The following is a 24846-nucleotide window of genomic DNA, read 5'->3' as shown; positions in this document are numbered from 1 at the left end:
TTAGAGAACGGGTTCGGGATGCTCCCGTAACACCGTCAGCAAAGCCGTGGCACTCGCGCCACGACAATCCACAACTGTTTGGGCCCCGGCGGCACGTGCCAGCTCGGCGACCCTGGGGCTTGGTACAAACAACGGCAACTGCGCCAACTGTGGCCAGGCATCGCCGGCCAATTGATACAGATGCTCAAAACCCTGTCCACTGCTGACCACCAGCCCGTTCAAGCGTTCCGCCTTGATCCGCTCAGGCAGTGTTGCCGGCGGATACTGTGGAAGCTTGCGGCGATACAACTCCAGATAGTCGACACTAGCACCAAGCTCGCGCAAACGCTCAGCGAGCAACTCACGGCCACCCTCCCCACGCAGGATCAGCACCCGTGGATCAGGCTGCTCGACAGCCTCGCGCAACGACGCAAGCTCCAGCAAGGCTTCGCTGTCATCACCTTCGGCCGGGAAACTCACGTCCAACCCGTGTTCATCAAGGATCTGCGCCGTCGCCGCGCCTACGCTGAACCACTTCAGGCGCGGTGCTTGCGGCCAGTACTGGTCGACCAGGTCCACCGCGATTCTGGCGGCGGGTTTGCTGACCACAATCACGGCGCAATAACGATCCAGATCCTGAATCACCTGGCGCATTGTGGCAGAGGCCGGAATCGGTGCAATTTCCAAAAGCGGCAAACTGCTGCTGAAAATCCCCGCTTCGGCCAACACAGCGCTCAGCGCCGCCGACTCATCCGCCGGACGCGTCAGCAGCAGGCGCCAGCCCGTCACTCGTGACCTGCCTCACCGTAGACCGCTTTCAGAATGTCGTTGGCACCCTGGCTCAGAAGGTCTTCGGCCACTCGCACACCCAGTGCTTCGGCATCGCCGCGCGGCGCACGGGCTTCGGCGCTGAGCAGCAGACCGCCGCTCGGATCGCCCACCAGGCCACGCAACCAGATCTGCTCGCCTTCCAGCACGGCGTAGCAGGCGATCGGCACCTGGCAACCGCCATTCAGATGTTTGTTGAGGGCACGTTCGGCGGTGACACGGGTGGCGGTGTCCTGATGGTGCAGCGGCGCGAGCAAGGCGTGAATTTCGCGGTCGGCGGAGCGGCATTCGATGCCTACAGCACCCTGGCCACCGGCCGGCAGGCTGTCATCGACGCTGATCGCCGAGGTGATGCGATCCTCGAAGCCCAGTCGAATCAGACCGGCCGCCGCGAGGATGATGGCGTCGTACTCGCCGGCATCGAGCTTGGCCAGGCGCGTGTTGACGTTACCGCGCAGGAAGCGGATTTCCAGGTCCGGGCGACGGGTCAGCAACTGAGCCTGACGGCGCAGGCTGGAGGTGCCGACGATGCTGCCTGACGGCAATTCGTCCAGGCTGGCATAGGTATTGGAGACGAAGGCATCGCGCGGGTCTTCTCGCTCGCAGATGCAGAACAGACCGAGGCCTTCCGGGAAGTCCATCGGGACGTCTTTCATGGAATGCACGGCGATGTCGGCTTCATTTTCCAGCAGCGCGGTTTCCAGCTCCTTGACGAACAGGCCCTTGCCGCCGATTTTCGACAGCGGCGAGTCGAGTAGCTTGTCGCCGCGACTGACCATGGGCACCAACGTCACGAGCAGCCCCGGATGGGCCTCTTCCAGACGGGCTTTGACGTATTCGGCCTGCCACAGGGCGAGAGCACTTTTGCGGGTGGCGATGCGGATTTCGCGAGAGGACATGGATCAATCCGTACTGAATAGATACGGCAGATAATAACAGCTCAACCAAATCCGCTTTGACTTGAATCAGGAATTGCCTGGCCTCCCTGGCCCCGGACGTCCGGCAATCGGGTGAGAAATTCGCCTGCGGGTGGCGAATTAAAGCTGTTGCATCATTTTGCGCACACCGGCCACATGGCGTCGGCTGACGATCAGGGCGTCACCGTTCAGGCCTTTGAGGAACAGCTGAAAATGCCCCAGTGGCGTGCGTTGCAGGCGCTCGATGCGTTCGCGGGCGACCAGGGCGTTGCGGTGGATCCGCACGAAACGGTCGCCGAATTCATCCTCAAGGGCCTTGAGCGGCTCATCCAGCAGCACTTCACCGCCTTCATGGCGCAAGGTCACGTATTTGTGATCCGCAATGAAGTAGACCACCTGCCCCAACGGGATCAGTTCAATACCTTTACGGGTACGGGCGCTGATATGGCTGCGCGGGCCGCTGCCGGTTTCGGCGGCGGGACGGGTCAAAGCCGCGAGCTGGACGCGATTGGGGCGTTCGGCTTTTTTCAACGCATCATGCAATTGTTCTGTACGCACAGGTTTCACCAGATAGCCTACGGCGCTGGCCTGTAAGGCTTCCACGGCAAATTCATCGGGACCTGTGCAAAACACCACGGCGGGCGGGGTTTCGCGTTCGCACAATCGTGCAGCCACTTGCAGGCCATCGAGGCCCGGCATGCGGATATCGAGCAGCACGATATCCGGTTTGTGGCTGTCGATCAGTGCCAACGCTTCTTCGCCGTTCGTGGCGCTCGGCTCCAGGACACTGTATCCCTCGAGTTCGCCGACCATTCGGCTCAGGCGCTCGCGGGCAAGGGGTTCGTCATCAACGATCAGGACATTCATATTGCGCTGGATTCCTGCGTGAGTCTCGCACAAGGATAGCGTAGACAGGTGAAGTGACGTCTGTCACCGCGATCCACGCTAAGACTAGCGCGAGGGCCAAAAAGTGCCGCCCGTCCGACTGCTAAATTTTTATTTGCCGGGCAATTGGCGGTTGGCGAGGCATCGCCGTAGGGTTTGCTGATACACAATATGAACACCCCCTCTTCTTATCGTCCGCTGCAGCGCCAGGAAGTGCGCTGATCCTACTGTCCAACTGTAGACGGTTGCCGGCACGTTATTGCTCAATTGAAAAATATCGTTGCGCAATTTCCACAATGCCTGCCTTGAGTATGGGTCGACGCATGAGAAAAAAACGTATCGACCAGTGTCAGCGACAGGATTGGCAACCCTGTTATTATCCGCCGCAGCTTTCAACGCCATCTTTCTTCAGCCGATACGAGCGAATTCATGAGCACTGACAAGACCAATCAGTCCTGGGGCGGCCGCTTCAGTGAACCCGTCGACGCCTTCGTCGCCCGCTTCACCGCCTCCGTCACTTTCGACCAGCGCCTGTATCGCCACGACATCATGGGCTCGATCGCCCACGCCACCATGCTGGCCAAGGTCGGCGTGCTGACTGATGCCGAGCGCGACAGCATCACCGATGGCCTGAAGACCATCCAGGGTGAAATCGAGGCCGGCCAGTTCGACTGGCGCATCGACCTCGAAGACGTGCACATGAACATCGAGGCGCGTCTGACCGACCGCATCGGCGTGACCGGTAAAAAGCTGCACACCGGCCGCAGCCGTAACGACCAGGTCGCCACCGACATTCGCCTGTGGCTGCGTGACGAGATCGACCTGATCCTGGGCGAAATCACCCGCCTGCAAAAAGGCCTGCTGGAACAGGCCGAGCGCGAAGCCGGCAGCATCATGCCGGGCTTCACTCACCTGCAAACCGCGCAGCCGGTGACCTTCGGGCACCACATGCTGGCCTGGTTCGAAATGCTCAGCCGCGACTACGAGCGTCTGGTCGACTGCCGCAAACGCACCAACCGCATGCCGTTGGGCAGTGCCGCGCTGGCGGGCACCACGTACCCGATCGACCGCGAATACACCGCGCAACTGCTGGGCTTCGACGCCGTGGGCGGCAACTCGCTGGACAACGTGTCCGATCGTGACTTCGCCATCGAGTTCTGCTCGGCCGCGAGCATCGCGATGATGCACTTGTCGCGGTTCTCCGAAGAGCTGGTGCTGTGGACCAGCGCCCAGTTCCAGTTCATCGATCTGCCGGACCGCTTCTGCACCGGCAGCTCGATCATGCCGCAAAAGAAAAACCCGGACGTGCCAGAGCTGGTTCGCGGCAAGACCGGCCGCGTATTCGGCGCACTGATGGGCCTGCTGACCCTGATGAAAGGCCAGCCATTGGCCTACAACAAGGACAACCAGGAAGACAAGGAACCGCTGTTCGACGCCGCCGACACCCTGCGCGACTCGCTGCGGGCCTTTGCCGACATGATCCCGGCGATCAAACCCAAGCACGCGATGATGCGCGAAGCGGCGCTGCGCGGTTTCTCCACCGCCACCGACCTGGCCGACTATCTGGTGCGTCGCGGCCTGCCATTCCGTGACTGCCACGAAATCGTTGGCCATGCCGTGAAGTACGGCGTGGAAAGCGGTAAAGACCTGGCGGAAATGAGTCTGGAAGAGCTGCGCAAGTTCAGCGACCAGATCGATCAGGACGTGTTCGCCGTGCTGACCCTCGAAGGTTCGGTGAACGCCCGTAACCACATCGGCGGGACCGCTCCGGCGCAGGTCAAGCAGGCGGTGGCTCGCGGCCAGGCGTTGCTCGCCAGCCGCTAAACGGCCTCTGTAATACCTGAGCTCGATGGCTGAAAGGCCATCGAGCTTTTTTATGCTCAGGCTGTCGCGCGCCCAACGGCTCCCACCCGCTGCAAAAAGGCAGGCGCCTCGGCCAGCCGGTCAGCGGCGACTTTTTGTACATTAGGGTTATCCGCCAGGCGCTCCAGCAACGCTTTGGCGCCGGGCATGTCGCCGAGGAAATCGACGCTGAACAAACGCTTTCCGACGTCAACAGCCAGATCGACGCTGTAAAGAAAGTACAAATCGGCCAGGGTGAACTGTTCGCCCGCAACGTACGGTGCAAACCGCGCCCGGTGTTTCAGGGCGGCAAATCCCTTGATCAGGTCTCGCTCGGATTTGGCCTTCAGCGCCTCGGGGGTCGGCCTGCCACCAAAGAACACCTCGACATAACAGACTCGCGCCGGCAGTTCGATATACAACTCGATCTCCTTGGCCAAGGCTCGAACGCCTGCCATTTCAAACGGCGTTTGCGGCAACAGTGAAATGCCCGGTTGAGTCTCTTCGATGAAATCGAGGATCGCGTCCGTTTCGCTCAAGAACCCTTGTTCGGTTTCCAGTACCGGCACTTTCCCGCGCGGGCTGACCGCCAGGATGTCCGGGTTCTGGCATCCATGAAACGGAACCGTTTCAAACGGCACGCCTTTCTCCAGGAGTGCCAGTTTGACCATGTTGAAATAATTGCTGGCCGCAAAGCCATACAGTTTGAGCATCGTCGGGTCTCCTTGACCGTGGAAGTTTCCTGATCGGAAACGATCGATGCTCAAAGTAACCAATACCCGGGGTCGTGGAAGAACCTGGTTATTACCGCGTAAGACGGAAATGCCTGAACGGTCCGTCGGACAAGGGCGACGGCCATATGGGACAAAAGATTGCGAATCTTCTGACACACACAATGGCCGCCACTTCTTTATTTCTTGGACGCCACCATCGCCAGGAACGCTGGCATCGCCGCATCCTTGTCCGCCGCAACCCTCTGCACGTTCGGGTTCTGCTCCAGGCGCTCGAGCAATGCCTTGGCCGCTGGCATGTCTGCCAACAGGTCAACACCAAACAGCTTGTGGCCCACCGCACAGGCCAGCGGCACGCTGTACAGGAAGTACAAATCCGCAATGCTCAGGCTGTCGCCTGCGACATAAGGGGCAAACTTGCCGTGCCGTTCAAGCGAGGCAAAACCCAGCAGCAATTCGGTTTTGGTCTTGTCCTTGATGGCGTCGGGTAAAGGCGAGCCGAAAAATGCTTCGCCATAACAGGCACGAGCCGGCAGCTCGATGTACAGCTCGATTTCCTTGGCCAGCGCCAGGACCTGTGCGCGCTCGAAGGGATCGCTCGGCAGCAGCGGCGTGCCTTTCTGGCTCTGCTCGATGTACTCGAGAATCACCGAGGTTTCGTTGACGAACCCTTGCTCGACGCGCAGCACCGGCACCTTGCCACGGGGGCTGATGGCCAGCGCCTCAGGGCTCTGCCCCGCATAAAACGGCACTTCCTCGAACGGCAGTCCTTTCTCCAGCAGCGCCAGTTTCACCATGTTGTAGTAGTTACTGACGGAAAATCCATAAAGCTTGAGCATCACGAAGCCTCCAGGCCGTGCGGGGTTGGCAGTGCCTGTTTATAGAACGCCCGGGGGTTTCTCGCCAGCAGCATCACAGCGCTGAATGCAGGTAAACTGCCCGCCTTAACTTGAGGAGCCTGCCATGAGCGAGCCAACCGACATCGATAGCGACGAAGAAGAATTCACCGAAAATACCCTGATCGAAGCGATCGAAAACCAGATCGAGAGCGACAACCCGCCAGCCGCCAAGGCGACCTTCAACAAGTTGACCCTGGTGGGTTACGAGCGTGAGGAAATCCTCAACCTGATGGCTCACGTTTTAGCGGTAGAAATCGACGCGATCCTCGAAGAAGACCGCGCGTTCAACACCGAATGGTACGAAGCGGCACTGCGTGCCTTGCCGGAATTGCCGCCGGAAAAGAAGTAAGCGAATACCTCTGTGGGAGCGGGCTTGCTCGCGAATGCGGTGGGTCAGTCAATATTGTTGCTGCCTGACACACTGCATTCGCGAGCAAGCCCGCTCCCACACAGTTTGTGACCAATCACTCCTGCCGACTTCCAGACCCTGACTACACTGGTACGCACCCCGCTGCCGGGGAATGCTTCCCGAAGAGAAAAAACCCTGTCGTGAGCACTGGACATGCCGCGCGAGTGGGATCACCTTAGGGGCGCTGTCGTCCAATTCCTAGAAAGTCTGGAGTCCTTATGTCGCTTACCCCTGAGTTGGTTGCCGAACTGGAAATCCTCGCACTCTTCAACCTGGACAGTTCCCAGGAAGGTTTGAAAATTCATCAGACCGCTGCCCCGAAAGCCATAGCTGCCGCTCAACGCCTGTTCGAAAAAGAACTGATCGACCAACCCGATGGCGGTTATCTGACCAGCCTGGGTCGTGATGCCGCACAAAGTGTGCAAACCGTTCTCACCATTCTGAGCGTCCAGGAAACAGCCTGACCCACCGTATCGCCCACGGAAACCCCCGCTACGGGATTTCCGCGGGCACTCTTCGATACGAACTGTCGCCCAACGATAGAAATCTGACGCCAAAAAAACAAAATCAGCCTGAATATCCCGGGGCCGAGGCGCTAAACTGCCCCTCATCCTGAGATCCTCCACGTCCGAGCCCTGCGAGCCGGTTTGAGCTGACATGACCCGCACCCATGAAATCCGCCCCGATCTGGACGAGGGAATCGACCGCAAGGTTCTCGGTCAGTTGCGCGCACGTTTTCTGAAGCTCAACGAGGGCCGCATGGCGCGGGCCATGGAAGGGCTGTCGACCCGCCAGCAAGGGGTGTTGACCCTGCTGCCGCTGTTTTTCCACGTCAATCATCCGCTGTTGCCGGGTTACGTTTCCGGAAGCACGCCCGCCGGGCTGTCGAACTTCGAGCCTGACGCCAACGCCCTGGCCGAAGCCCAGCGCCTGACCCGCTCGTTTTCATACAAGCCGCGCCACGGCAGCAATCCACCGCGACCGATTCACGGCCTGTTCCTGATGGGCAGCCTCGGCACCCTGGCGCAGGCCGATCAAAGCGACATGGACGTGTGGGTCTGTCACGCACCGGACTTGAGCGAAAGCGAACTCAACGAGCTGCGTAAAAAGTGCCAGTTGCTCGAAACCTGGGCCGCGAGCCAGGGCGCCGAGGCGCATTTTTTCCTGATCGACCCGGCCCGCTTCGTGCTCGGCGAGCGGGATAATCAACTGAGTTCGGAAGACTGCGGCACCACCCAGCATTACCTGCTGCTGGACGAGTTCTACCGCACGGCAATCTGGCTGGCTGGCCGCACGCCCATCTGGTGGCTGGTGCCGGTATACGAAGAGGCCGCGTACGACCGCTACACCCACACGCTGCTGTCCAAACGTTTCATCCGTGCCGACGAAACCCTGGATCTTGGGCACCTGGCGTATATCCCGCCCGGCGAATTCATCGGTGCCGGGCTCTGGCAGTTGTTCAAAGGGATCGAGTCACCCTACAAGTCGGTGCTCAAGCTGTTGCTGACCGAGGTCTACGCCAGCGAACACCCCAGGGTTCAGTGCCTGAGCCTGCGTTTCAAGCAAGCGGTGTTCGCCAACCAGCTCGACCTCGATGAGCTGGACCCGTACGTCGTGGTTTACCGGCGAATCGAGGAATACCTCACCGCCCGTGGCGAATCGGAGCGCCTGGAGCTGGTGCGGCGCGCGTTGTACCTGAAGGTCAATCGTAAACTTACTGGCAGCAGCCGCACCCAGAGTTGGCAGCGCTCGTTGCTTGAACGCCTGGCCCACGAATGGCATTGGGATCAGCGTCAACTGGCGCTGCTTGATAGCCGTAGCCAATGGAAAGTCCGGCAGGTCAGCTCCGAACGCCGGGCGTTGGTCAACGAACTGAATTACAGCTACCGCTTTTTGACGGAGTTTGCCCGCAGCGAACAGACCGTCAGCCTGATCAACAAGCGCGACCTCAACGTGCTGGGCCGACGTCTGTACGCAGCGTTCGAGCGCAAGGCCGACAAAGTCGAGTTCATCAATCCGGGCATCGCCCCGGACCTGGCCGAAGACACCCTGACGTTGGTGCATGCGCCAGACAAAAAAGAATCGGGGCAAACCCAGTGGGGCTTGTACAACGGCAGCCTGACCGCCCTCGAGTGGGAGCATTTCGCACCGATCAAGCGCAGCCGCCAATTGCTGGAACTGCTGACCTGGTGCCATCGCAACGGTGTGATCGATAGCAGCACGCGCCTGGCGCTGCATCCCGGCGACAGTGACCTGAGCGAATTCGAACTGTTCAACCTGCTCGGCAGCCTGCAACAGAGCATCGCCCTGCCCCTGCCCACGGTCGCCGAAGAACCGCTGCTGCGCGCCAGCGTGCCGAGCGAGGTGCTGATTCTGGTGAACGTCGGCGTCGATCCGCTCAAGCATCACCGCGACCTGAACATTCTGATGACCACCGAGCGCACTGACTCGCTGAGTTACGCCGGAGTCCGCGAGAACCTGGTGCTGACCCTGGATCAGGTCACGCTCAACAGCTGGAACGAGGTGTCGGTCAATCGCTTCGATGGCCCTCACGCCCTGCTCGACTGCCTGCGCGATTACCTCAACAACCTGCCGAACGGCCCACAGCAACCCAAGTTGCGGGTGCGTTGTTTCTGCCACAACCGCGCGCAGTTCATTGCGCAACGGGTCGAGGAAGTGATCGACACCGCGCAGAACCTGCTGCTGAGCAAGCTCAATCATCGCTACCTGATTCAGGTCCAGCAGCATTATCACGTGCTGGAATTGGTGCCAGGGCAGGTCAATCACGTCGCCCTCGCCACCCTGCCGGCGCTGTTCGACTACCTCGGAGAAGAGCTGGCGAGCTACAGCCCGCTGCACCTGGACCCAATGGCGCTGGAGGATCAGGACCTGGCGCTGATTCTGCCCATGGGTCAGCCCGAGTGCATTCAGGTGTTCTACCGGACTCAGGATGACCAGGCCGATCTGTACGTGCTGGATGAGTTCAATGCCTTGTGGCAGCAGCGTTTGCCCTATCACGACGAACAAAGCCTGCTGGTGCCGTTGCAACGCTTCCTGCAATCGATCCAGTACCGGCGCGATGCCTTGCTGCCGATGGACGCCGCCCAGCCACTGAGCCTCGACACGTTGTATTACCAACTGCTGCCGTCGGGCCCCGGACGAGCGCGCCGGGTCGAAGCCCGACTCGCGCCGCAAACTCCGGTCAACAAGCCGTTCTATGATGTGCAGGCGATCATCGGCAAAGCCGCACCGGGCAAGGTGCAAGTCACGTTGTATTGCAATCAGCGGGAATTTTCAGAGCTGGAGCATGGCGACCAACTGTTCAGTGTGGTCGCCCGGGAAATCGTCGAGCAGCGCCGTGAAACCGATCGCTATCGCTGCTACATCACCGACCTGGACCTGTCGGGCCTGCTCGGTGATGGTCAGAGCTCAAGCAATTTGTACCTGCGCTACAAGGCCGATCTGGAGCGCGCATTGAATGACGCGCTCGAGCTGGTCTGAGGCAAGTTATTCCGGGAAGGGGCCGCCATTGGCTGGTTGCGATTCGACTTCAAGCAGGGTCAGCTTGAGGGTTTTGCCGCCCGGAGCGGGCCAATCGATGTGCTGGCCAACCTTCAGGCCCAGCAGTGCGCTACCGACAGGCGCCAGAATGGAGATTTTGCCTTCGTCCGCGTTGGCATCCCTGGGGTACACCAACGTCAGGTGATAATCCTTGCCGCTGCTTTCTTCGCGGCAATGCACTCTGGAATTCATGGTCACGACATCGGCGGGCACTTCATCGTGACCGACCACGGTATCGGCGCGATCCAGTTCGGTTTGCAGCGCGATAACGCCCGGCAGCGTGTCGTCCAGGCTGTCGATCAGGCGTTCCAGACGTTGAACGTCCAGACGAGTAAGGGTGATGGAAGGTGCGGTCATGATAGAGGCAGACTCCTTTCTTCTGCACAGAAAAAGCAAAACCCCGCCAGAAAAAGGCGGGGTTTTCACGAGCCTCGATGGGTTGAGGCGTTTCTGGACACTATCACAGCTCAAAAAATATACAAGCAGGGCCACATTTTGTAGGAGCGAGCTTGCCCGCGAAGAACGTGAACACGCCGCGCTCATCCAGACAGCCCTCGTCATCGTTAACGACCATCGCGAGCAGGCTCGCTCCTACAAGGGCTCGGCGCTGGCTTTGCGATGGGAGGCCTGGACGCAAATCGTGCGCCGGCGCTCATCATCCGCCGAGCGCCATTCGCGGATGTCTTCGACATGGCGAAAACACCCCAGGCAGACCTTCTGCTCATCCAGCCGACACACGCCGCTGCACGGCGAAGGCACCGCCGGGCTGACATTGCTGTAAAGCGGCTTGGGCGGTCGAACAGGGGCCGGCTGGGTCACGATCTCACAGACCTTCGAAATCGAATTCAGCGCCGGCCTGTTGCTGGACGATGCGCTCAAGCATCTCGCCGAGCTGCTCTTCGCTCTTGTCGCACATCCAGCGCTCGCTCTCTTCGTCGTAGTCGAAGTGGAACCCACCCGACACCGCCGCCAGCCACAGCTGACGCAGGGGCTCCTGGCGGCTGAAGATCAACTGAGTGCCGTTTTCGAACTTGACGGTGAGCACACCGGCCGAGCTCTCCAGATCGATATCCAGGTCGCTGTCGTCAAAGATGTCCTCCAGGGTTTGCTGGGTGGCATCGACCAGATCGTGGAAACGCGCTTCGGACAAACTCATTACGGCAACCTCAAAAAGTGTCTGATCAGGCTCAAGCGCCGCAAGATACGGGCGAGCCCCGGTGATTGCAAAGGATAACGACCAAGGGCCGATTTAGGTACACCTGTGGGAGCGAGCCTGCTCGCGAAGAGGCCGGCACATTCAACATCATCGTCACCTGACACACCGCCATCGCGAGCAGGCTCGCTCCCACAGGGATTGCACCTTGCTAGCCGGCTTCATGCGAAGCCCCGCCGGACGGGACCCTGGTCGCATAGGCAAGCTGCCGGGTGGCCGGTATACTCCGGCGCAATTAACGCATTTTCAAGGATTTCGCCATGAAGCGCCTGATCTCTTCCTTTGCTGCGCTCGTCGCGGTCGCTTGTTTATTGTCGGCCTGTGGTCAAAAAGGCCCGCTGTACCTGCCTGACGACTCCCAGGACCCTGCCGAGCAGGCCAAGTCCTCGCAAAAGCAGCCGTCGAAAGCACACAAGCACGACGTCTACCAATAAGGGAACGCCATGGACGCTTTTAACTACCGTGACGGCGAGCTGTTCGCGGAAGGGGTTGCCCTGTCCGCCATCGCCGAACGCTTTGGCACCCCGACTTACGTCTACTCCCGTGCCCACATCGAAGCCCAGTACCTGGCGTATGCCGATGCACTGGCCGGCATGCCGCACCTGGTCTGCTTCGCGGTCAAGGCCAACTCCAACTTGGGTGTGCTGAATGTCCTGGCGCGATTGGGCGCCGGTTTTGACATCGTCTCCCGTGGCGAGCTGGAACGCGTACTGGCCGCCGGCGGCAGCGCCGACAAGATCGTGTTCTCCGGTGTCGGCAAGACCCGTGACGACATGCGTCGCGCCCTGGAAGTCGGCGTGCACTGCTTCAACGTCGAGTCCACCGATGAGCTGGAACGCCTGCAAATCGTCGCCGCCGAGCTGGGCGTTCGCGCACCGATCTCGCTGCGTGTGAACCCGGACGTCGATGCCGGCACGCACCCGTACATTTCCACCGGTCTCAAAGAGAACAAGTTCGGCATCGCCATTGCCGACGCCGAAGACGTGTACGTGCGCGCCGCGCAGCTGCCGAACCTGGAAGTGGTCGGCGTCGATTGCCACATCGGTTCGCAACTGACCACCCTGCCGCCGTTCATCGACGCCCTCGACCGCCTGCTGGGCCTGGTCGACCGCCTCGGCGATTGCGGCATTTACCTGCGCCACATCGATCTCGGTGGTGGCTTGGGCGTGCGTTATCGCGATGAAGAGCCGCCATTGGCTGCCGACTACATCAAAGCCGTGCGCGAGCGTCTCGACGGTCGTGACCTGGCGCTGGTGTTCGAGCCGGGCCGCTTCATTGTCGCCAACGCCGGCGTGCTGCTGACTCAGGTCGAATACCTCAAGCACACCGAACACAAAGACTTTGCCATCGTCGACGCGGCCATGAACGACCTGATCCGCCCGGCGCTGTACCAGGCCTGGATGGACGTCACCGCCGTGCGCCCTCGCACCACCGCCGCTCGTGCCTACGACATCGTCGGGCCGATCTGCGAGACCGGCGACTTCCTGGCCAAGGATCGTCAGCTGGCCCTCGAAGAAGGCGACCTGCTGGCTGTGCATTCGGCCGGCGCCTACGGGTTTGTCATGAGTTCCAACTACAACACCCGCGGCCGCGCCGCTGAAGTGTTGGTGGACGGTGATCAGGCATTTGAAGTGCGTCGCCGTGAGACGGTAGCCGAGTTGTTTGCTGGCGAAAGCCTGCTGCCGGAGTAAAACCATGCTGCTGCGTTTTACCAAGATGCACGGCCTGGGCAATGACTTCATGGTCCTCGACCTGGTCAGCCAGCACGCGCACATCCTGCCCAAGCATGCCAAGCAATGGGGCGATCGGCACACCGGCATCGGTTTCGACCAGTTGCTGATCGTCGAAGCGCCGAGCAACCCGGACGTGGATTTCCGCTATCGGATCTTCAACTCCGACGGTTCCGAAGTGGAACAGTGCGGCAACGGTGCGCGCTGTTTCGCCCGCTTCGTACTCGACAAGCGCCTGACCGCAAAACGGCAGATTCGCGTCGAAACCAAAAGTGGCATTATCGAGCTGGATATCCGCAGTGACGGCCAGATCAGCGTCGACATGGGCGCACCGCGCCTGGTGCCGGCCGACATCCCGTTCGTTGCCGACACTCAGGCGTCGAGCTACTCGCTCGACGTCGACGGCACCACGGTGGAACTCGCCGCCGTGTCGATGGGCAATCCGCACGCCGTGCTGCGTGTCAGCGATATCAACAACGCACCGGTGCATGAACTGGGGCCGAAAATCGAACATCACCCGCGCTTCCCGGCGCGGGTCAATGTCGGTTTTCTCCAGGTCATCGACCGGAACCGCGCGCAGCTGCGCGTCTGGGAACGTGGCGCCGGGGAAACCCAGGCCTGCGGCACCGGCGCCTGCGCTGCTGCAGTGGCCGCGATCAGCCAGGGGTGGATGGATTCGCCGCTATTGATCGACCTGCCCGGCGGGCGTCTGTCCATTGAATGGGCAGGCCCTGGCCAACCGGTGTTGATGACCGGCCCGGCAGTCCGTGTATATGAAGGACAAGTACGTCTTTGAGTGAGTCAAACCCATGACCGACAAGCCCCAGGTTCCCGCCCTACAGCCCGACGAATCCCCTTCCGAAAGCCTTGAGGCGGCGGCGATTGCCGCGTACCTGGAGGCTCATCCGGATTTCTTCGTCGAGCACGAAGAACTGCTCCCGGCCCTGCGCATTCCGCACCAGCGAGGCGACACCATTTCGCTGGTCGAGCGCCAGATGACCATCCTGCGCGACCGCAATATCGAGTTGCGCCATCGCCTGTCGCACTTGATGGACGTGGCCCGCGACAACGACCGTCTCTTCGACAAGACCCGCCGCCTGATTCTCGCGCTGATGGACGCCACCAGCCTGGAAGATGTGGTGATCAGCGTCGAAGATAGTCTGCGTCAGGACTTTCAGGTGCCTTTTGTCAGCCTGATCCTGCTGGGCGACAACCCGATGCCGGTTGGCCGCTGGGTGACCCACGCCGACGCGCAAACGGCAATTGGTGGTTTGCTTTCGGAAGACAAAAGCGTCAGCGGCAGCCTGCGCGAGCATGAACTGGACTTCCTGTTCGGCGAAGAGCAGCGCAAGCAGATCGGCTCGACCGCCGTCGTCGCCATCAGCCATCAAGGCATTCACGGCGTCCTCGCCATCGCCAGCCGTGATCCGCAGCACTACAAAAGCTCGGTCGGCACGCTGTTCCTCAGCTACATCGCCGAAGTCATGGGCCGCGTGCTGCCACGGGTCAACAGCTCTCTGCGCTCGGTACGCTGATCGTGGAACGGCAACTGGACGCTTACTGCGAACACCTGCGCAGTGAGCGACAGGTGTCGCCCCACACGCTGTACGCCTACCGCCGCGACCTCGACAAAGTGCTGGGCTTCTGCGTCAAACAGAACATCGGCAGCTGGGCCGCGCTGGACATTCAGCGCCTGCGCAGCCTGATCGCCCGCCTGCATTCCCAGGGTCAATCGTCGCGCAGCTTGGCGCGCCTGCTCTCGGCCGTGCGTGGGCTCTATCATTATCTGAACCGCGAAGGCCTTTGCGATCACGACCCGGCCAATGGCCTGGCGCCGCCGAAAGGCGAGCGGCGATTGCCGAAAACCCTCGACACCGACCGAGCCCTGCAACTGCTTGAAGGTGCGGTGGAGGATGACTTTCTGGCGCGACGGGATCAGGCGATTCTGGAGCTGTTCTATTCCTCGGGCTTGCGGCTTTCGGAGCTGACCGGGCTCAATCTCGATCAACTGGACCTGGCCGACGGCATGGTTCAGGTGCTTGGTAAAGGCAGCAAGACGCGCCTGTTGCCGGTCGGCCAAAAGGCCCGCGAAGCCCTGGAGTTGTGGCTGCCATTGCGCGCCATGACCAACCCGGCGGATGACGCCGTGTTTGTCAGCCAGCAAGGCCGGCGCCTCGGCCCTCGGGCGATTCAGGTGCGGGTCAAGGCCGCCGGTGAGCGTGAACTGGGGCAAAACCTGCACCCACACATGTTGCGACACTCCTTCGCCAGCCACCTGCTGGAGTCCTCGCAGGACCTGCGCGCGGTGCAGGAATTACTCGGCCACTCGGACATCAAGACCACCCAGATCTACACCCACCTGGACTTCCAGCATCTGGCGACGGTTTACGACAGCGCCCATCCACGGGCCAAACGCATTAAGGGCGATGATTCATGACGATCCAATTGATCACCTTCGACCTCGACGACACCTTGTGGGATACCGCCCCGGTCATCGTCAGCGCCGAAGCCGTATTGCGTGAATGGCTGACCGAACATGCACCGAATCTGGGCGCGGTGCCGGTGGAGCATTTGTGGGGGATTCGCGAGCGCATTCTGGGCAGCGAACCGGGCCTCAAGCATCGAATCAGTGCCTTGCGTCGTCGGGTGCTTTTCCACGCACTGGAAGAAGCCGGTTACGGCCATGAACAGGCGTCAGACCTGGCCGATCAGAGTTTTGAAGTGTTTCTGCATGCCCGGCATCAGCTGGAAATCTTCCCGGAAGTCGAGCCGACACTGGAGACGCTGGCCAAACACTATGCACTCGGCGTCGTCACCAACGGCAATGCCGATGTGCGCCGTTTAGGGCTGGCCGACTACTTCAAGTTTGCACTGTGCGCCGAAGACATAGGCATCGCCAAACCGGACGCACGCCTGTTTCATGAGGCGCTGAAGCGTGGCGGCGCAACGGCCGCGACGGCGGTGCATATCGGCGACCATCCGGGTGATGACATTGCCGGGGCGCAGCAGGCGGGGTTGCGGGCGATCTGGTTTAACCCGCAAGGCAAATTGTGGGAAGCGCAGAAAGCGCCGGACGCCGAGATTCGCAGCCTGACCGAGCTGCCGGCGTTGCTGGCGCGGTGGAATGTCCATCACTGACCTTGAGTTCACTACCGACCCTGTGGGAGCGAGCCTGCTCGCGATGAGGCCTTAACATTCACAATTGATGTTGACTGAGACACCGCCATCGCGAGCAGGCTCGCTCCCACAGGGGATCTACACAGGTCTCCAGACTTTTTTACAGACATGAAAAAGCCCGCAGCGACGGCGGGCTTTTTCAGCAAGCAAGGGCAGACGCTTAGATAGGCCGGCTGCCGTACTTGTTGTCAGGCTTCTTGGGAGGATCGGCGACCACATTGGCCTCCACTTCCTGCACCTTGCCGCCCTTGGCCAGGAACTCTTCCATGGCCTTGGCCAAGGCATCGCGTTCCTTGTTTTTTGCTTCGACGCTCGGCAGCTCATCGACCGATACCGCTGCCTTGGCTTTGCCTTTGGCGGTCGGAACGGGCGCATCACCGCCGTCGTCTTCAGCGACGTCTTCCGCCGCTGCTTCCAGACCTTCTTCGGTTTCGTCGTCGTCGCCTACTTCGAGGTCGTCGTTTTCCAGATCATCGTCGCTCATGTTCTACCTCATGACTTGCGAAAAGCAGATTAGTTATAGCCCAGCTTTGCCCTCTGTCGAAGGCTGCCGGAAAAATTCAATAACCGCTGGTGACCAGCGGTTCATGCCTCTTCACCGTGCACGGTGGCGAGGACTTTACGGGCACCGCCAAAATCACGGTGCTCGCCCAGATAAACGCCTTGCCAGGTCCCTAACGCCAGTCGGCCCGCCGAAATCGGCAAACTGAGCTGACAGCCAAGCACGCTGGCCTTGAAGTGCGCCGGGAGGTCGTCCAGGCCTTCGTCGTTATGCTCATAGCCGTCTGTTCCTTGTGGGATCAGACGATTGAAAAATCGTTCGAAGTCGCGACGTACCGCCGGATCGGCGTTCTCGTTGATGGTCAACGACGCCGAGGTATGCTGCAGCCACAAATGCAACAGACCGACCCGACACGCCTTGAGTTCAGGCAGGCCGGCGAGTAACTCGTCCGTTACCAGATGAAAGCCCCGGGGCCTCGCCCGCAGGGTAATCAGAGTCTGTTGCCACATACAGTTCTCCGCACGTTCGGGGCGCATTCTAGCGCGCTCTGGGAAAAAACAAAGGCCCTAATATTCCTTCAATCATGTAAGCCATTGGCCGCAGAAAAACGCCCGCCGTAAACACCACTAAACGTGTACGAAAAAACCTTTCAGCAGTCCTCACACTGACAAACTCCAGACAAAAAAATGCCCGGCAAGCCGGGCAAGTTTTTTATGCGCGTCTTACAAGTTGTAGCCGCGTTCGTTGTGAAGCGCCAGATCGATGCCGACAGCCTCTTCTTCTTCGGTGATACGCAGACCCATGACAGCGTCCAGTACCTTGAGAATGATGTAGGTGACAATTGCGGTGTAGATCACCGTGAAGCCCACGCCTTTGCACTGAATCCAGACTTGTGCGGCGATGTCGGTGACGGTGCCGAAGCCACCCAGCGACGGAGCGGCGAACACACCGGTCAGGATCGCGCCGAGGATACCGCCGATACCGTGCACGCCGAAGGCGTCCAGGGAATCGTCATAACCGAGTTTGCGTTTCAGGGTGGTGGCGCAGAAGAAGCACACCACGCCCGCTGCCAGACCGATCACCAGTGCGCCCATCGGGCCCACGGTGCCAGCGGCCGGGGTGATTGCAACCAGACCGGCGACCACACCAGAGGCGATACCCAGTGCACTTGGCTTGCCGTGGGTGACCCACTCGGCAAACATCCAGCCCAGTGCGGCGGCGGCGGTTGCGATCTGGGTAACCAGCATCGCCATGCCGGCAGTGCCGTTGGCCGCTGCGGCGGAACCGGCGTTGAAGCCGAACCAGCCAACCCACAGCATGGCTGCGCCCATCAGGGTGTAACCGAGGTTGTGCGGTGCCATCGGGGTGGTCGGGAAGCCTTTACGCTTGCCGAGCACGATGCACGCCACCAGACCGGCCACACCGGCGTTGATGTGCACCACGGTGCCGCCAGCGAAATCGAGCACGCCCCAGTCCCACATCAGGCCGCCGTTGCCGGACCAGACCATGTGCGCGATCGGTGCATAAACCAGAGTGAACCAGATGCCCATGAAGATCAGCATCGCGGAGAACTTCATCCGCTCAGCGAAGGCACCGACGATCAGCGCAGGGGTGATGATGGCGAACGTCATCTGGAAAGTGATGAACACCGCCTCAGGGAACAACGCCGCAGGACCCGTCAGGCTGGCGGGGGTGACACCGGCGAGGAAAGCCTTGCCCATGCCGCCGAAGAAGGAGTTGAAGTTGACGACGCCCTGTTCCATGCCGGTGGTGTCGAACGCGATGCTGTAGCCATAAATGACCCACAGGACGCTGATCAGACCGGTAATGGCGAAGCACTGCATCATCACGGAAAGAATGTTTTTGGAGCGAACCATGCCGCCGTAGAACAGCGCGAGGCCGGGAATGGTCATGAACAGCACGAGGGCTGTCGAGGTCAGCATCCAGGCGGTATCGCCGGAATTGAGGACTGGGGCCGCCACTTCGTCTGCCGCCATGGCCAGGCTGGGCATTACGAGGGACAACAGGGCTCCTAGCCCTGCGAATTTACGCAGAGTCATATTGTTTTCTCCTGGGGCGTTGGGGTTTGTGGCGGCTTAAATCGCGTCGGTATCGGTTTCGCCGGTACGGATGCGAATCGCCTGTTCCAGATTGACCACGAAGATCTTGCCGTCACCGATCTTGCCGGTGTTGGCTGCCTTGGTTATCGCCTCGATAACCCGATCAAGATCCTTGTCGTCAATGGCGACATCGATCTTCACCTTGGGCAGGAAATCGACCACGTATTCCGCGCCGCGATACAGCTCGGTGTGACCCTTCTGCCGCCCGAAGCCTTTGACTTCGGTAACGGTAATGCCCTGCACGCCGATCTCGGACAGCGATTCGCGCACGTCGTCCAACTTGAACGGCTTGATGATGGCAGTGACTAGCTTCATGAAAACTCTCTCCCGAATTGGTGGACTTGCCCCAGGAAAACAAACCCGGCTCAAGTCTAAGCGCAGTGCCTGGCTTTGTAACGCATCGTCGGCCTTACCTGCCCGTCCGACGCCAGCTAACCGCTCCGCACGAAACTCTTCCCCCGTTTCGCTTGGCGCACTGCATTCGTCACATCGACTGCATCAGTGCATGGGTCACTACCGTCTAAGCAGAAAGCTTGCCATCTCCACAAAACCCTCAGTTTTCAAGCTCTTGGCCGTAGATGCCCACCACATCGCTGCAACACCGGACGCGTTACGCACAACAACGGTGCGGCACCGTCCGTCCGCATGCGCGAAAAGCGTGCATCCCTGCGGTCGGGATTGACTATAGACACTGCGTGATACACTGCCCGCCATTGTTTCCAGGACCTTTCCCATGCTCGCGCCCAAAGATTTCCTCGACGCCTTGACCGGCACCGCCTCCCGCCTCTTCAGCGGCGACACCCCACTGCCGAAAAGCGAAATCGAAAGCCAGTTCAAGGCGTTGCTGCAAAGCGGCTTCAGCAAACTGGACCTGGTGAGCCGGGAAGAATTCGATAGCCAGATGGTTGTGCTGGCACGCACGCGGGCAAGATTGGAAAGCCTGGAAGCGAAGGTTGCCGAGCTGGAAGCAAAGCTCAATCCCCCAACCGAGTAACCCCGCAAATCCCACTTTGAAACCCGATCCACTGTGGGAGCGAGCCTGCTCGCGATTGAAGGTCGGAACGACCTTCAGATTTACCTGTAGGAGCTGCCGCAGGCTGCGATCATTTGATCTTCAGCCCCGCAAAAATCCCGGCAACGTCCTACAACAAAACCACCGCCGTCCGATTGCGCCGCAAAGCCCCGGTTTCTAAGCTCACCCAATGCTGAATGTTCAGCACCGGGTTTGGCGACCCGGAACCAAGCAAATGCAGCGCATATCGTTCGACATCAGGTATTTATTTCCCGATTCGAGTTATGGCGGCTGTGTGTGGGAGACCTCAGGGTCTGCCGGGATTTGCTTGGCCGGTTCGCCAACCCGCACGCAGCTGCCACCCTTATTGTTTGGCGACGATCAGTGGCAGTCATCTACCAAGCGAAATGTGGGTACTGCTCGATGGACGAAAACTATCTGATTCCTCACGTCTTCACCCGCCACAAACTCCACCTCCACGCCCTCCTCCTCCAAAACCAACCCTGGTTCAGCGCCCGCGACCTCGGCCGCTTCCTGCGCCTCTACCTCGACGACCGCGCCGTCCGCAAACTCGATCCCGACCAACGCCAGTCCGCCAAAATGCTCATCCACGGCAGCATCGAACACACGCTATTGATCAGCGAATCCGGCGTCTACGCGTTACTGATCTACCACTACTGCCCCGAACACCGAGCCCTGCGCGAATGGCTGACCCACGACGTAGTGCCAGCCCTAAGGGATGCCCAGCAACCCATATCTATCGACCGGCCGATCCTGAGCCTGCTGCACTGGCCGGAGATGTCGCTGAACTTGTTGCACTGGAATAACCAGCCGTGGATTCGTCTGCAGGATGTGCCGCAGATGCTGCCTGATCAGGAGTCTTCAAGGTCTGCTATCAGTGCACCTTGGTGGAAAAGAGCCGCGAAAATGCTTCACGCATTCTGAATAAAAAACCCCACGCTTTTTGCGTGGGGTTCGGTAAATCCAAGACAACAATCAGGCGCAGTGTGCAAGCCGCTCGACCTGATCCCGAATCGCGGCCCCTCGCTCAATCTCGGCTTTACGCAAATCGTAGGTCGATTGAAGGTTGAGCCAAAATTCCGGGGTCGTGTCCAGACAGATAGATAGCCGTAGAGCCATATCAGCACTGACACCCCGACGCTGAAGCACAATATCGTTGACCGTAGGTGTCGACACGTTCAACGCTCTGGCCAGAGCGGCAGCCGTCAGGCTCAGAGGCTCCAGGTATTCCTCTTTGAGGATCTCGCCAGGGTGCACCGGGCGCATACCATTTTTAGTCATTACTCACCTCAGTGATAATCGACGATTTCTACATTCTCCGGCCCGTTGCAGCCCCAGACAAAGCAAATTCGCCATTGAGCGTTGATGCGGATGCTGTGCTGACCTTTTCGATTTCCCTCCAACGCCTCCAGGCGATTGCCCGGCGGAGATCGAAGGTCTTTCAGCACGACAGCATCATCAAGCATCGTCAGCTTTCGTTCCGCGACACTCAGAATGGCTGACCACAAACGGGTCTTACCGTTGCAAAACAGGTACTCGGTCTCAGAACACTTAAAGCTAACGATCATAATTTAAAGCTTAACGTTATGCATTAAGCTTGAGTGTATAAGGCAAATTCATGAATGCAAACTCGCTGCTATGAGTATTTCCCCCTCTTTCAAAACTCTAGGAAAAGGACTACCCACGCCCTTCAGAAGGCCCCAAAAACCAAGCTTGGTCCTACAAAAATATGGGGCAATTCTGATTGCATCAAAACTGTCTTCGGCGCTTAAGTTGACTGGCCTAACAACTAAACCATCAATCAAAGGCAGGTCGCTGTGAAGCCCAAAAAACGGCAAACAAAACTGTTACTCATCGCTGAGCTTCATGCCGAGGCGCTCCGTTTAGCCGGAAGCGTTTCTGCCAGCCAACATCGTTTTTTTAAAGTGGCAGCAATGTATGGCAAAGAGCTCGAACCTGATGGCTGGCTTGCAGGCACGAGTCGGACCAGGCTCCCCGAATAAACCGTCCAAGTGGCGTTTTTTTTCGCATCCAAAGCAGCGCAACAAAGCTCGCAACATCCTGCGAAAGTTTCGCGGCTCAGCCGCCGCACCAAATCATCACCTCCCGACTACCCTTAAAAAACCCGCAGGAAGCGGCCCCCGTAAAGCTCAAGGAACGACCATGTCCCTCTCCATCGTCCACAGCCGCGCCCAAATCGGCGTGGATGCGCCCGCCGTCACCGTCGAAGTCCACCTGGCCAACGGTCTGCCATCGCTGACCATGGTCGGCTTACCCGAAGCAGCGGTGAAGGAAAGCAAGGACCGGGTGCGCAGTGCGATCATCAACTCAGGCCTGCAATTCCCGGCGCGGCGTATCACGCTGAATCTCGCCCCCGCTGATTTACCGAAGGACGGCGGACGATTCGATCTGGCGATTGCCCTAGGGATTCTGTCCGCCAGCGTGCAGGTGCCAACGCTGACACTGGATGATGTGGAATGTCTGGGAGAACTGGCGCTATCAGGCGCGGTACGTGCCGTGCGGGGCGTGTTGCCGGCCGCACTGGCGGCGCGCAAGGCCGGGCGCTCGCTGATGGTGCCGCGGGCGAATGCCGAGGAGGCGTGCCTGGCGTCGGGGTTGAAGGTGATCGCGGTGGATCATTTGCTGGAAGCGGTTGCGCACTTCAATGGGCACACACCGGTCGAGCCTTACGTGTCCAACGGTTTGCTTTACGCCAGCAAACCCTATCCAGACTTGAACGAAGTACAGGGCCAACTTTCGGCCAAGCGCGCATTGCTGATCGCGGCGGCGGGCGCTCATAACCTGCTGTTCAGCGGACCACCGGGCACCGGCAAAACCCTTCTGGCGAGTCGTTTGCCAGGACTGCTTCCACCCCTGGCCGAAAATGAAGCGCTGGAAGTCGCCGCCATTCAATCCGTCACCAGTTGCGTGCCCTTGAGCCACTGGCCGCAAAGGCCCTTCCGCCAACCCCATCACTCCGCCTCCGGCCCGGCGCTGGTGGGCGGCGGCTCGAAGCCACAACCCGGTGAAATTACCCTCGCCCATCATGGTGTTCTGTTCCTCGACGAACTGCCGGAGTTTGACCGCAAGGTGCTGGAGGTTTTGCGAGAGCCGCTGGAGTCCGGCCATATCGTGATTTCCCGCGCCAAGGATCGCGTGAGGTTTCCGGCCCGCTTTCAATTGGTGGCCGCGATGAACCCGTGTCCCTGTGGATATCTTGGCGAACCGAGTGGCAAATGCAGTTGTACACCGGACATGGTCCAGCGCTACCGCAACAAACTGTCGGGGCCACTGCTGGATCGCATCGACCTGCACCTGACCGTCGCCCGGGAAGCCACGGCGCTGAATCCTGCACTCAAACCCGGCGATGACACCGCCACCGCCGCGTTGCTGGTCGCCGACGCCAGAGAGCGGCAACACAAACGCCAGGGCTGCGCGAACGCTTTTCTTGATCTGCCGGGCCTGCGCAAACACTGCACGTTATCCACAATCGACGAAACCTGGCTGGAAACAGCGTGCGAACGACTGACCCTGTCGTTGAGGTCTGCGCATCGACTGCTCAAGGTCGCTCGAACCCTCGCAGACCTTGAGCAGGTCGATGGCATCACCCGTGGTCATCTGGCTGAAGCGCTGCAATACCGGCCAACCTCCAGCTGATGGAATCACTCCTTCGTCAGATCCACCAACGGCGTCTGCCGAACCTCGGTTTCCCGCCCGTCCTGAATGTCACTCACCCGCTTCAGCGCCTGGTCCACAGCGCCCTTGTCCGCCAACAAGCTGTAACTGATCTGAAACTGCTTGTGCTCCTTCGGCGCAATCGTCGGCACCAGCCCCAGCGGCCGCTGATAGCGTCGGTTATAGGAAAAGCTGGTCCCCGGCTCGAGACCGGTGACATAGCCCTGGCCTTGGGTATCAGTGTTTTTCCACAGCGAAAACACGGGCAGCGGTTTAGTGTTAAAGCCGACCGAAACGCCCAGGCTACCTGCCTTGTTATGCAACACCGTCAACGTGTCACCCTTGGCGTCGCCATACGGCACCACGTTGTAAACCGTTTCGTCGTAGTCCTTGGTCGGCGCGCGGTAAGTCTGCCAGTCCGGCAGATCGCCTTTTGCTTTGTCGTTGAACGGCGACACCTGTTTGACCGGCGCAACGAAACGCGCGCCCTGCTCCAGAAATGGCGTGCTGAAGTTACTGTGGTACAGCGCCTGATATTCCTTCGGATAGTCGCCGTTGTTGGTCAGGGTATCGTTGAGAGCGAACGCTGTGCTGCCGGGCTCGGTGACCAGTTCGGTGATCACCGAGAAGTCGACTTTCTTGAATGCCTGTTCTTTCAGTTCGCCGCGCAGGCTGATGGCATACGGCGGTTTTTCGTCGATGTGCAGCGTGACTGTGCTGGCCGGGATGTTGGCTGCACGGCCATGCAGGGTCAGCAGTTCGCCGTTGTCGACGCCGGGGTGGCCGACCCATTCGTAGCCGCTACGGGCGACCAGTTCGTTGAAACCTTCGAGCCAGCCGAGTCCGCCGCGACCGTTGAGCTCAATGAAGGACGGATTGACCACGTCCTTGACCGGCGAATCCCAGCCCATACGCACATTACCGACCGATGCCTGCAAAACGTTCATCCCGCGAGTCGGCACCACCGAGAGTTTCATCGCGCCGTTATCGATGTCGACGATGCTGACGCCCTCCTGCCGACCGCCGTGCAAGTTACGAAGGGTCACGGAGAAGGGTTTGTCGGTTTTCACACCGAGTTGCTGGCTGGTGATCTGCCAGTTTTGAGCAGCCTTGTCGCTGTCGAGCAGGACGTAATCCCAAGCCATGGCGTGGGAGGCGGACAGAGCGCCAAAGGCAACGACGAATTTGAGCGGAGTCATGGGGAGGCCTTTCTTGGAGTTGTGCATTTTTTATAGCGCTGATGAAACGATTCAGCAAGCTTAAAAAGCTTACACCCAAGCCTTCCCAAGCCAATTTAAATTGACCCCATGCAACCTCCGCACGCTTACGCTAGTCTCATACGGTT

General features: G+C 59.9%; 28 protein-coding genes and 1 pseudogene. 13 read left to right on the top strand and 16 right to left on the bottom strand.

Features of this window, described 5'->3' with window-relative positions:
• The 4 genes and pseudogenes from KGB24_RS16015 to KGB24_RS29435 all read right to left on the bottom strand — a co-directional run.
• Window positions 1-768 carry a uroporphyrinogen-III synthase gene (locus KGB24_RS16015; protein WP_223415420.1) on the bottom strand — a complete coding sequence of 256 codons (768 nt, stop codon included), beginning with the start codon at window positions 766-768 and terminating at the stop codon, window positions 1-3.
• Window positions 765-1706 (bottom strand): hydroxymethylbilane synthase, encoded by a 942-nt coding sequence (gene hemC, locus KGB24_RS16010; protein ID WP_223415419.1) that lies wholly within the window; start codon window positions 1704-1706, stop codon window positions 765-767. Before hemC ends, KGB24_RS16015 begins: the two co-directional genes overlap by 4 nt.
• A gap of 138 nt (window positions 1707-1844) precedes the next feature.
• A complete protein-coding gene (locus tag KGB24_RS16005; protein WP_008024350.1) occupies window positions 1845-2591 on the bottom strand; it encodes a LytR/AlgR family response regulator transcription factor in 747 nt (248 codons plus the stop codon).
• Window positions 2588-2797, bottom strand: a pseudogene (locus KGB24_RS29435) (sensor histidine kinase); the annotation flags it as partial. The pseudogene KGB24_RS29435 and the gene KGB24_RS16005, both read right to left, overlap by 4 nt.
• A 241-nt stretch (window positions 2798-3038) precedes the next feature.
• On the opposite strand from KGB24_RS29435, the gene argH reads away from it, so the two are divergent.
• Complete coding sequence (gene argH, locus KGB24_RS16000; protein ID WP_008024352.1) at window positions 3039-4433, top strand: argininosuccinate lyase; 1395 nt, start codon at window positions 3039-3041, stop codon at window positions 4431-4433.
• A gap of 56 nt (window positions 4434-4489) precedes the next feature.
• Here argH and KGB24_RS15995 read toward each other — a convergent pair whose 3' ends face one another.
• Both KGB24_RS15995 and KGB24_RS15990 read right to left on the bottom strand, forming a co-directional pair.
• Entirely contained in the window at window positions 4490-5164 is a 675-nt protein-coding gene (locus KGB24_RS15995) for a glutathione S-transferase family protein (RefSeq protein WP_223415418.1), read from the bottom strand.
• Between the two features lie 197 nt (window positions 5165-5361).
• Window positions 5362-6021 carry a glutathione S-transferase family protein gene (locus KGB24_RS15990; RefSeq protein WP_223415417.1) on the bottom strand — a complete coding sequence of 220 codons (660 nt, stop codon included), beginning with the start codon at window positions 6019-6021 and terminating at the stop codon, window positions 5362-5364.
• A gap of 124 nt (window positions 6022-6145) precedes the next feature.
• Between KGB24_RS15990 and KGB24_RS15985 the strand changes: the two genes are divergently transcribed.
• The 3 genes from KGB24_RS15985 to KGB24_RS15975 all read left to right on the top strand — a co-directional run bounded on the left by KGB24_RS15985 (window position 6146) and on the right by KGB24_RS15975 (window position 9991).
• Window positions 6146-6430, top strand: coding sequence for a hypothetical protein (locus KGB24_RS15985; RefSeq protein ID WP_008024357.1), 285 nt, complete (start codon window positions 6146-6148; stop codon window positions 6428-6430).
• Window positions 6431-6708: 278 nt separating this feature from the next.
• Window positions 6709-6954 carry a TIGR02647 family protein gene (locus KGB24_RS15980; RefSeq protein ID WP_008024358.1) on the top strand — a complete coding sequence of 82 codons (246 nt, stop codon included), beginning with the start codon at window positions 6709-6711 and terminating at the stop codon, window positions 6952-6954.
• A 193-nt stretch (window positions 6955-7147) separates the two neighbouring features.
• A complete protein-coding gene (locus tag KGB24_RS15975) occupies window positions 7148-9991 on the top strand; it encodes a class I adenylate cyclase (RefSeq protein ID WP_223415416.1) in 2844 nt (947 codons plus the stop codon).
• Between the two features lie 6 nt (window positions 9992-9997).
• Here KGB24_RS15975 and rnk read toward each other — a convergent pair whose 3' ends face one another.
• The 3 genes from rnk to cyaY form a co-directional block, all read right to left on the bottom strand.
• The gene (gene rnk, locus KGB24_RS15970) at window positions 9998-10408 is read right to left on the bottom strand and encodes a nucleoside diphosphate kinase regulator (protein WP_223415415.1); all 411 of its coding nucleotides are present in this window, start codon (window positions 10406-10408) and stop codon (window positions 9998-10000) included.
• Window positions 10409-10642: 234 nt separating this feature from the next.
• Window positions 10643-10870, bottom strand: coding sequence for a DUF1289 domain-containing protein (locus tag KGB24_RS15965; RefSeq protein WP_223415414.1), 228 nt, complete (start codon window positions 10868-10870; stop codon window positions 10643-10645).
• 4 nt (window positions 10871-10874) lie between these two features.
• Window positions 10875-11207 (bottom strand): iron donor protein CyaY, encoded by a 333-nt coding sequence (gene cyaY, locus KGB24_RS15960; RefSeq protein ID WP_008024366.1) that lies wholly within the window; start codon window positions 11205-11207, stop codon window positions 10875-10877.
• A gap of 317 nt (window positions 11208-11524) precedes the next feature.
• On the opposite strand from cyaY, the gene lptM reads away from it, so the two are divergent.
• From lptM to KGB24_RS15930, 6 genes are read left to right on the top strand one after another with little or no spacing between them, the layout of a single operon-like run.
• The gene (gene lptM, locus KGB24_RS15955) at window positions 11525-11698 is read left to right on the top strand and encodes an LPS translocon maturation chaperone LptM (protein ID WP_008024369.1); all 174 of its coding nucleotides are present in this window, start codon (window positions 11525-11527) and stop codon (window positions 11696-11698) included.
• Window positions 11699-11707: 9 nt separating this feature from the next.
• On the top strand, window positions 11708-12955 hold the full coding sequence (lysA, locus tag KGB24_RS15950) for a diaminopimelate decarboxylase (RefSeq protein ID WP_223415413.1): 1248 nt from the start codon (window positions 11708-11710) through the stop codon (window positions 12953-12955).
• Between the two features lie 4 nt (window positions 12956-12959).
• Complete coding sequence (gene dapF / locus KGB24_RS15945) at window positions 12960-13790, top strand: diaminopimelate epimerase (protein ID WP_223415412.1); 831 nt, start codon at window positions 12960-12962, stop codon at window positions 13788-13790.
• Window positions 13791-13803: 13 nt separating this feature from the next.
• The gene (locus KGB24_RS15940) at window positions 13804-14529 is read left to right on the top strand and encodes a DUF484 family protein (protein ID WP_192416630.1); all 726 of its coding nucleotides are present in this window, start codon (window positions 13804-13806) and stop codon (window positions 14527-14529) included.
• A 2-nt stretch (window positions 14530-14531) separates the two neighbouring features.
• Window positions 14532-15431: a tyrosine recombinase XerC gene (xerC, locus tag KGB24_RS15935; protein WP_008024378.1), complete on the top strand. Its 900-nt coding sequence runs from the start codon at window positions 14532-14534 to the stop codon at window positions 15429-15431.
• Window positions 15428-16132 carry an HAD family hydrolase gene (locus tag KGB24_RS15930; protein ID WP_207284929.1) on the top strand — a complete coding sequence of 235 codons (705 nt, stop codon included), beginning with the start codon at window positions 15428-15430 and terminating at the stop codon, window positions 16130-16132. Before xerC ends, KGB24_RS15930 begins: the two co-directional genes overlap by 4 nt.
• Before the next feature lie 199 nt (window positions 16133-16331).
• Here the strand turns inward: KGB24_RS15930 and sutA are convergent, their stop codons facing one another.
• From sutA to glnK, 4 genes are all read right to left on the bottom strand, one after another.
• A complete protein-coding gene (gene sutA / locus KGB24_RS15925; protein ID WP_008030496.1) occupies window positions 16332-16655 on the bottom strand; it encodes a transcriptional regulator SutA in 324 nt (107 codons plus the stop codon).
• Between the two features lie 101 nt (window positions 16656-16756).
• On the bottom strand, window positions 16757-17182 hold the full coding sequence (locus tag KGB24_RS15920) for a secondary thiamine-phosphate synthase enzyme YjbQ (RefSeq protein ID WP_008030499.1): 426 nt from the start codon (window positions 17180-17182) through the stop codon (window positions 16757-16759).
• A 213-nt stretch (window positions 17183-17395) separates the two neighbouring features.
• Window positions 17396-18733: an ammonium transporter gene (locus tag KGB24_RS15915; RefSeq protein WP_008030500.1), complete on the bottom strand. Its 1338-nt coding sequence runs from the start codon at window positions 18731-18733 to the stop codon at window positions 17396-17398.
• Between the two features lie 36 nt (window positions 18734-18769).
• A complete protein-coding gene (gene glnK, locus KGB24_RS15910) occupies window positions 18770-19108 on the bottom strand; it encodes a P-II family nitrogen regulator (protein ID WP_002555808.1) in 339 nt (112 codons plus the stop codon).
• A 418-nt stretch (window positions 19109-19526) separates the two neighbouring features.
• Here glnK and KGB24_RS15905 point away from each other — a divergent pair, with 418 nt between their 5' ends.
• Window positions 19527-19787, top strand: coding sequence for an accessory factor UbiK family protein (locus tag KGB24_RS15905; RefSeq protein WP_008030504.1), 261 nt, complete (start codon window positions 19527-19529; stop codon window positions 19785-19787).
• Window positions 19788-20228: 441 nt separating this feature from the next.
• Window positions 20229-20750, top strand: coding sequence for a Bro-N domain-containing protein (locus tag KGB24_RS15900; RefSeq protein ID WP_223415411.1), 522 nt, complete (start codon window positions 20229-20231; stop codon window positions 20748-20750).
• A gap of 51 nt (window positions 20751-20801) precedes the next feature.
• Here KGB24_RS15900 and KGB24_RS15895 read toward each other — a convergent pair whose 3' ends face one another.
• Complete coding sequence (locus tag KGB24_RS15895; RefSeq protein ID WP_007980826.1) at window positions 20802-21107, bottom strand: HigA family addiction module antitoxin; 306 nt, start codon at window positions 21105-21107, stop codon at window positions 20802-20804.
• Window positions 21108-21115: 8 nt separating this feature from the next.
• Window positions 21116-21394 (bottom strand): type II toxin-antitoxin system RelE/ParE family toxin, encoded by a 279-nt coding sequence (locus KGB24_RS15890; RefSeq protein ID WP_084320214.1) that lies wholly within the window; start codon window positions 21392-21394, stop codon window positions 21116-21118.
• A 595-nt stretch (window positions 21395-21989) separates the two neighbouring features.
• Between KGB24_RS15890 and KGB24_RS15885 the strand changes: the two genes are divergently transcribed.
• A complete protein-coding gene (locus tag KGB24_RS15885) occupies window positions 21990-23483 on the top strand; it encodes a YifB family Mg chelatase-like AAA ATPase (RefSeq protein WP_223415410.1) in 1494 nt (497 codons plus the stop codon).
• 5 nt (window positions 23484-23488) lie between these two features.
• Here KGB24_RS15885 and KGB24_RS15880 read toward each other — a convergent pair whose 3' ends face one another.
• Window positions 23489-24700 (bottom strand): aldose 1-epimerase family protein, encoded by a 1212-nt coding sequence (locus KGB24_RS15880; RefSeq protein WP_223415409.1) that lies wholly within the window; start codon window positions 24698-24700, stop codon window positions 23489-23491.
• Window positions 24701-24846: the final 146 nt, after the last annotated feature.

The organism is Pseudomonas sp. BF-RE-25 (genome assembly GCF_019956105.1).
Classification (GTDB): domain Bacteria; phylum Pseudomonadota; class Gammaproteobacteria; order Pseudomonadales; family Pseudomonadaceae; genus Aquipseudomonas; species Aquipseudomonas migulae.
Note: the sequence above shows the minus strand (reverse complement) of the source record. Positions and strands in the feature narration are given on the sequence as shown.

Excerpts from the sequence above, each read along its gene's own strand:
- hemC (WP_223415419.1), bottom strand. The coding sequence starts at position 1,706 with ATGTCCTCTCGCGAAATCCGCATCGCCACCCGCAAAAGTGCTCTCGCC.
- KGB24_RS16005 (WP_008024350.1), bottom strand. The coding sequence starts at position 2,591 with ATGAATGTCCTGATCGTTGATGACGAACCCCTTGCCCGCGAGCGCCTG.
- argH (WP_008024352.1), top strand. The coding sequence starts at position 3,039 with ATGAGCACTGACAAGACCAATCAGTCCTGGGGCGGCCGCTTCAGTGAA.
- KGB24_RS15995 (WP_223415418.1), bottom strand. The coding sequence starts at position 5,164 with ATGCTCAAACTGTATGGCTTTGCGGCCAGCAATTATTTCAACATGGTC.
- KGB24_RS15990 (WP_223415417.1), bottom strand. The coding sequence starts at position 6,021 with ATGCTCAAGCTTTATGGATTTTCCGTCAGTAACTACTACAACATGGTG.
- KGB24_RS15985 (WP_008024357.1), top strand. The coding sequence starts at position 6,146 with ATGAGCGAGCCAACCGACATCGATAGCGACGAAGAAGAATTCACCGAA.
- KGB24_RS15980 (WP_008024358.1), top strand. The coding sequence starts at position 6,709 with ATGTCGCTTACCCCTGAGTTGGTTGCCGAACTGGAAATCCTCGCACTC.
- KGB24_RS15975 (WP_223415416.1), top strand. The coding sequence starts at position 7,148 with ATGACCCGCACCCATGAAATCCGCCCCGATCTGGACGAGGGAATCGAC.
- rnk (WP_223415415.1), bottom strand. The coding sequence starts at position 10,408 with ATGACCGCACCTTCCATCACCCTTACTCGTCTGGACGTTCAACGTCTG.
- cyaY (WP_008024366.1), bottom strand. The coding sequence starts at position 11,207 with ATGAGTTTGTCCGAAGCGCGTTTCCACGATCTGGTCGATGCCACCCAG.
- lptM (WP_008024369.1), top strand. The coding sequence starts at position 11,525 with ATGAAGCGCCTGATCTCTTCCTTTGCTGCGCTCGTCGCGGTCGCTTGT.
- lysA (WP_223415413.1), top strand. The coding sequence starts at position 11,708 with ATGGACGCTTTTAACTACCGTGACGGCGAGCTGTTCGCGGAAGGGGTT.
- dapF (WP_223415412.1), top strand. The coding sequence starts at position 12,960 with ATGCTGCTGCGTTTTACCAAGATGCACGGCCTGGGCAATGACTTCATG.
- KGB24_RS15940 (WP_192416630.1), top strand. The coding sequence starts at position 13,804 with ATGACCGACAAGCCCCAGGTTCCCGCCCTACAGCCCGACGAATCCCCT.
- KGB24_RS15930 (WP_207284929.1), top strand. The coding sequence starts at position 15,428 with ATGACGATCCAATTGATCACCTTCGACCTCGACGACACCTTGTGGGAT.
- sutA (WP_008030496.1), bottom strand. The coding sequence starts at position 16,655 with ATGAGCGACGATGATCTGGAAAACGACGACCTCGAAGTAGGCGACGAC.
- KGB24_RS15920 (WP_008030499.1), bottom strand. The coding sequence starts at position 17,182 with ATGTGGCAACAGACTCTGATTACCCTGCGGGCGAGGCCCCGGGGCTTT.
- KGB24_RS15915 (WP_008030500.1), bottom strand. The coding sequence starts at position 18,733 with ATGACTCTGCGTAAATTCGCAGGGCTAGGAGCCCTGTTGTCCCTCGTA.
- glnK (WP_002555808.1), bottom strand. The coding sequence starts at position 19,108 with ATGAAGCTAGTCACTGCCATCATCAAGCCGTTCAAGTTGGACGACGTG.
- KGB24_RS15905 (WP_008030504.1), top strand. The coding sequence starts at position 19,527 with ATGCTCGCGCCCAAAGATTTCCTCGACGCCTTGACCGGCACCGCCTCC.
- KGB24_RS15900 (WP_223415411.1), top strand. The coding sequence starts at position 20,229 with ATGGACGAAAACTATCTGATTCCTCACGTCTTCACCCGCCACAAACTC.
- KGB24_RS15895 (WP_007980826.1), bottom strand. The coding sequence starts at position 21,107 with ATGACTAAAAATGGTATGCGCCCGGTGCACCCTGGCGAGATCCTCAAA.
- KGB24_RS15890 (WP_084320214.1), bottom strand. The coding sequence starts at position 21,394 with ATGATCGTTAGCTTTAAGTGTTCTGAGACCGAGTACCTGTTTTGCAAC.
- KGB24_RS15885 (WP_223415410.1), top strand. The coding sequence starts at position 21,990 with ATGTCCCTCTCCATCGTCCACAGCCGCGCCCAAATCGGCGTGGATGCG.
- KGB24_RS15880 (WP_223415409.1), bottom strand. The coding sequence starts at position 24,700 with ATGACTCCGCTCAAATTCGTCGTTGCCTTTGGCGCTCTGTCCGCCTCC.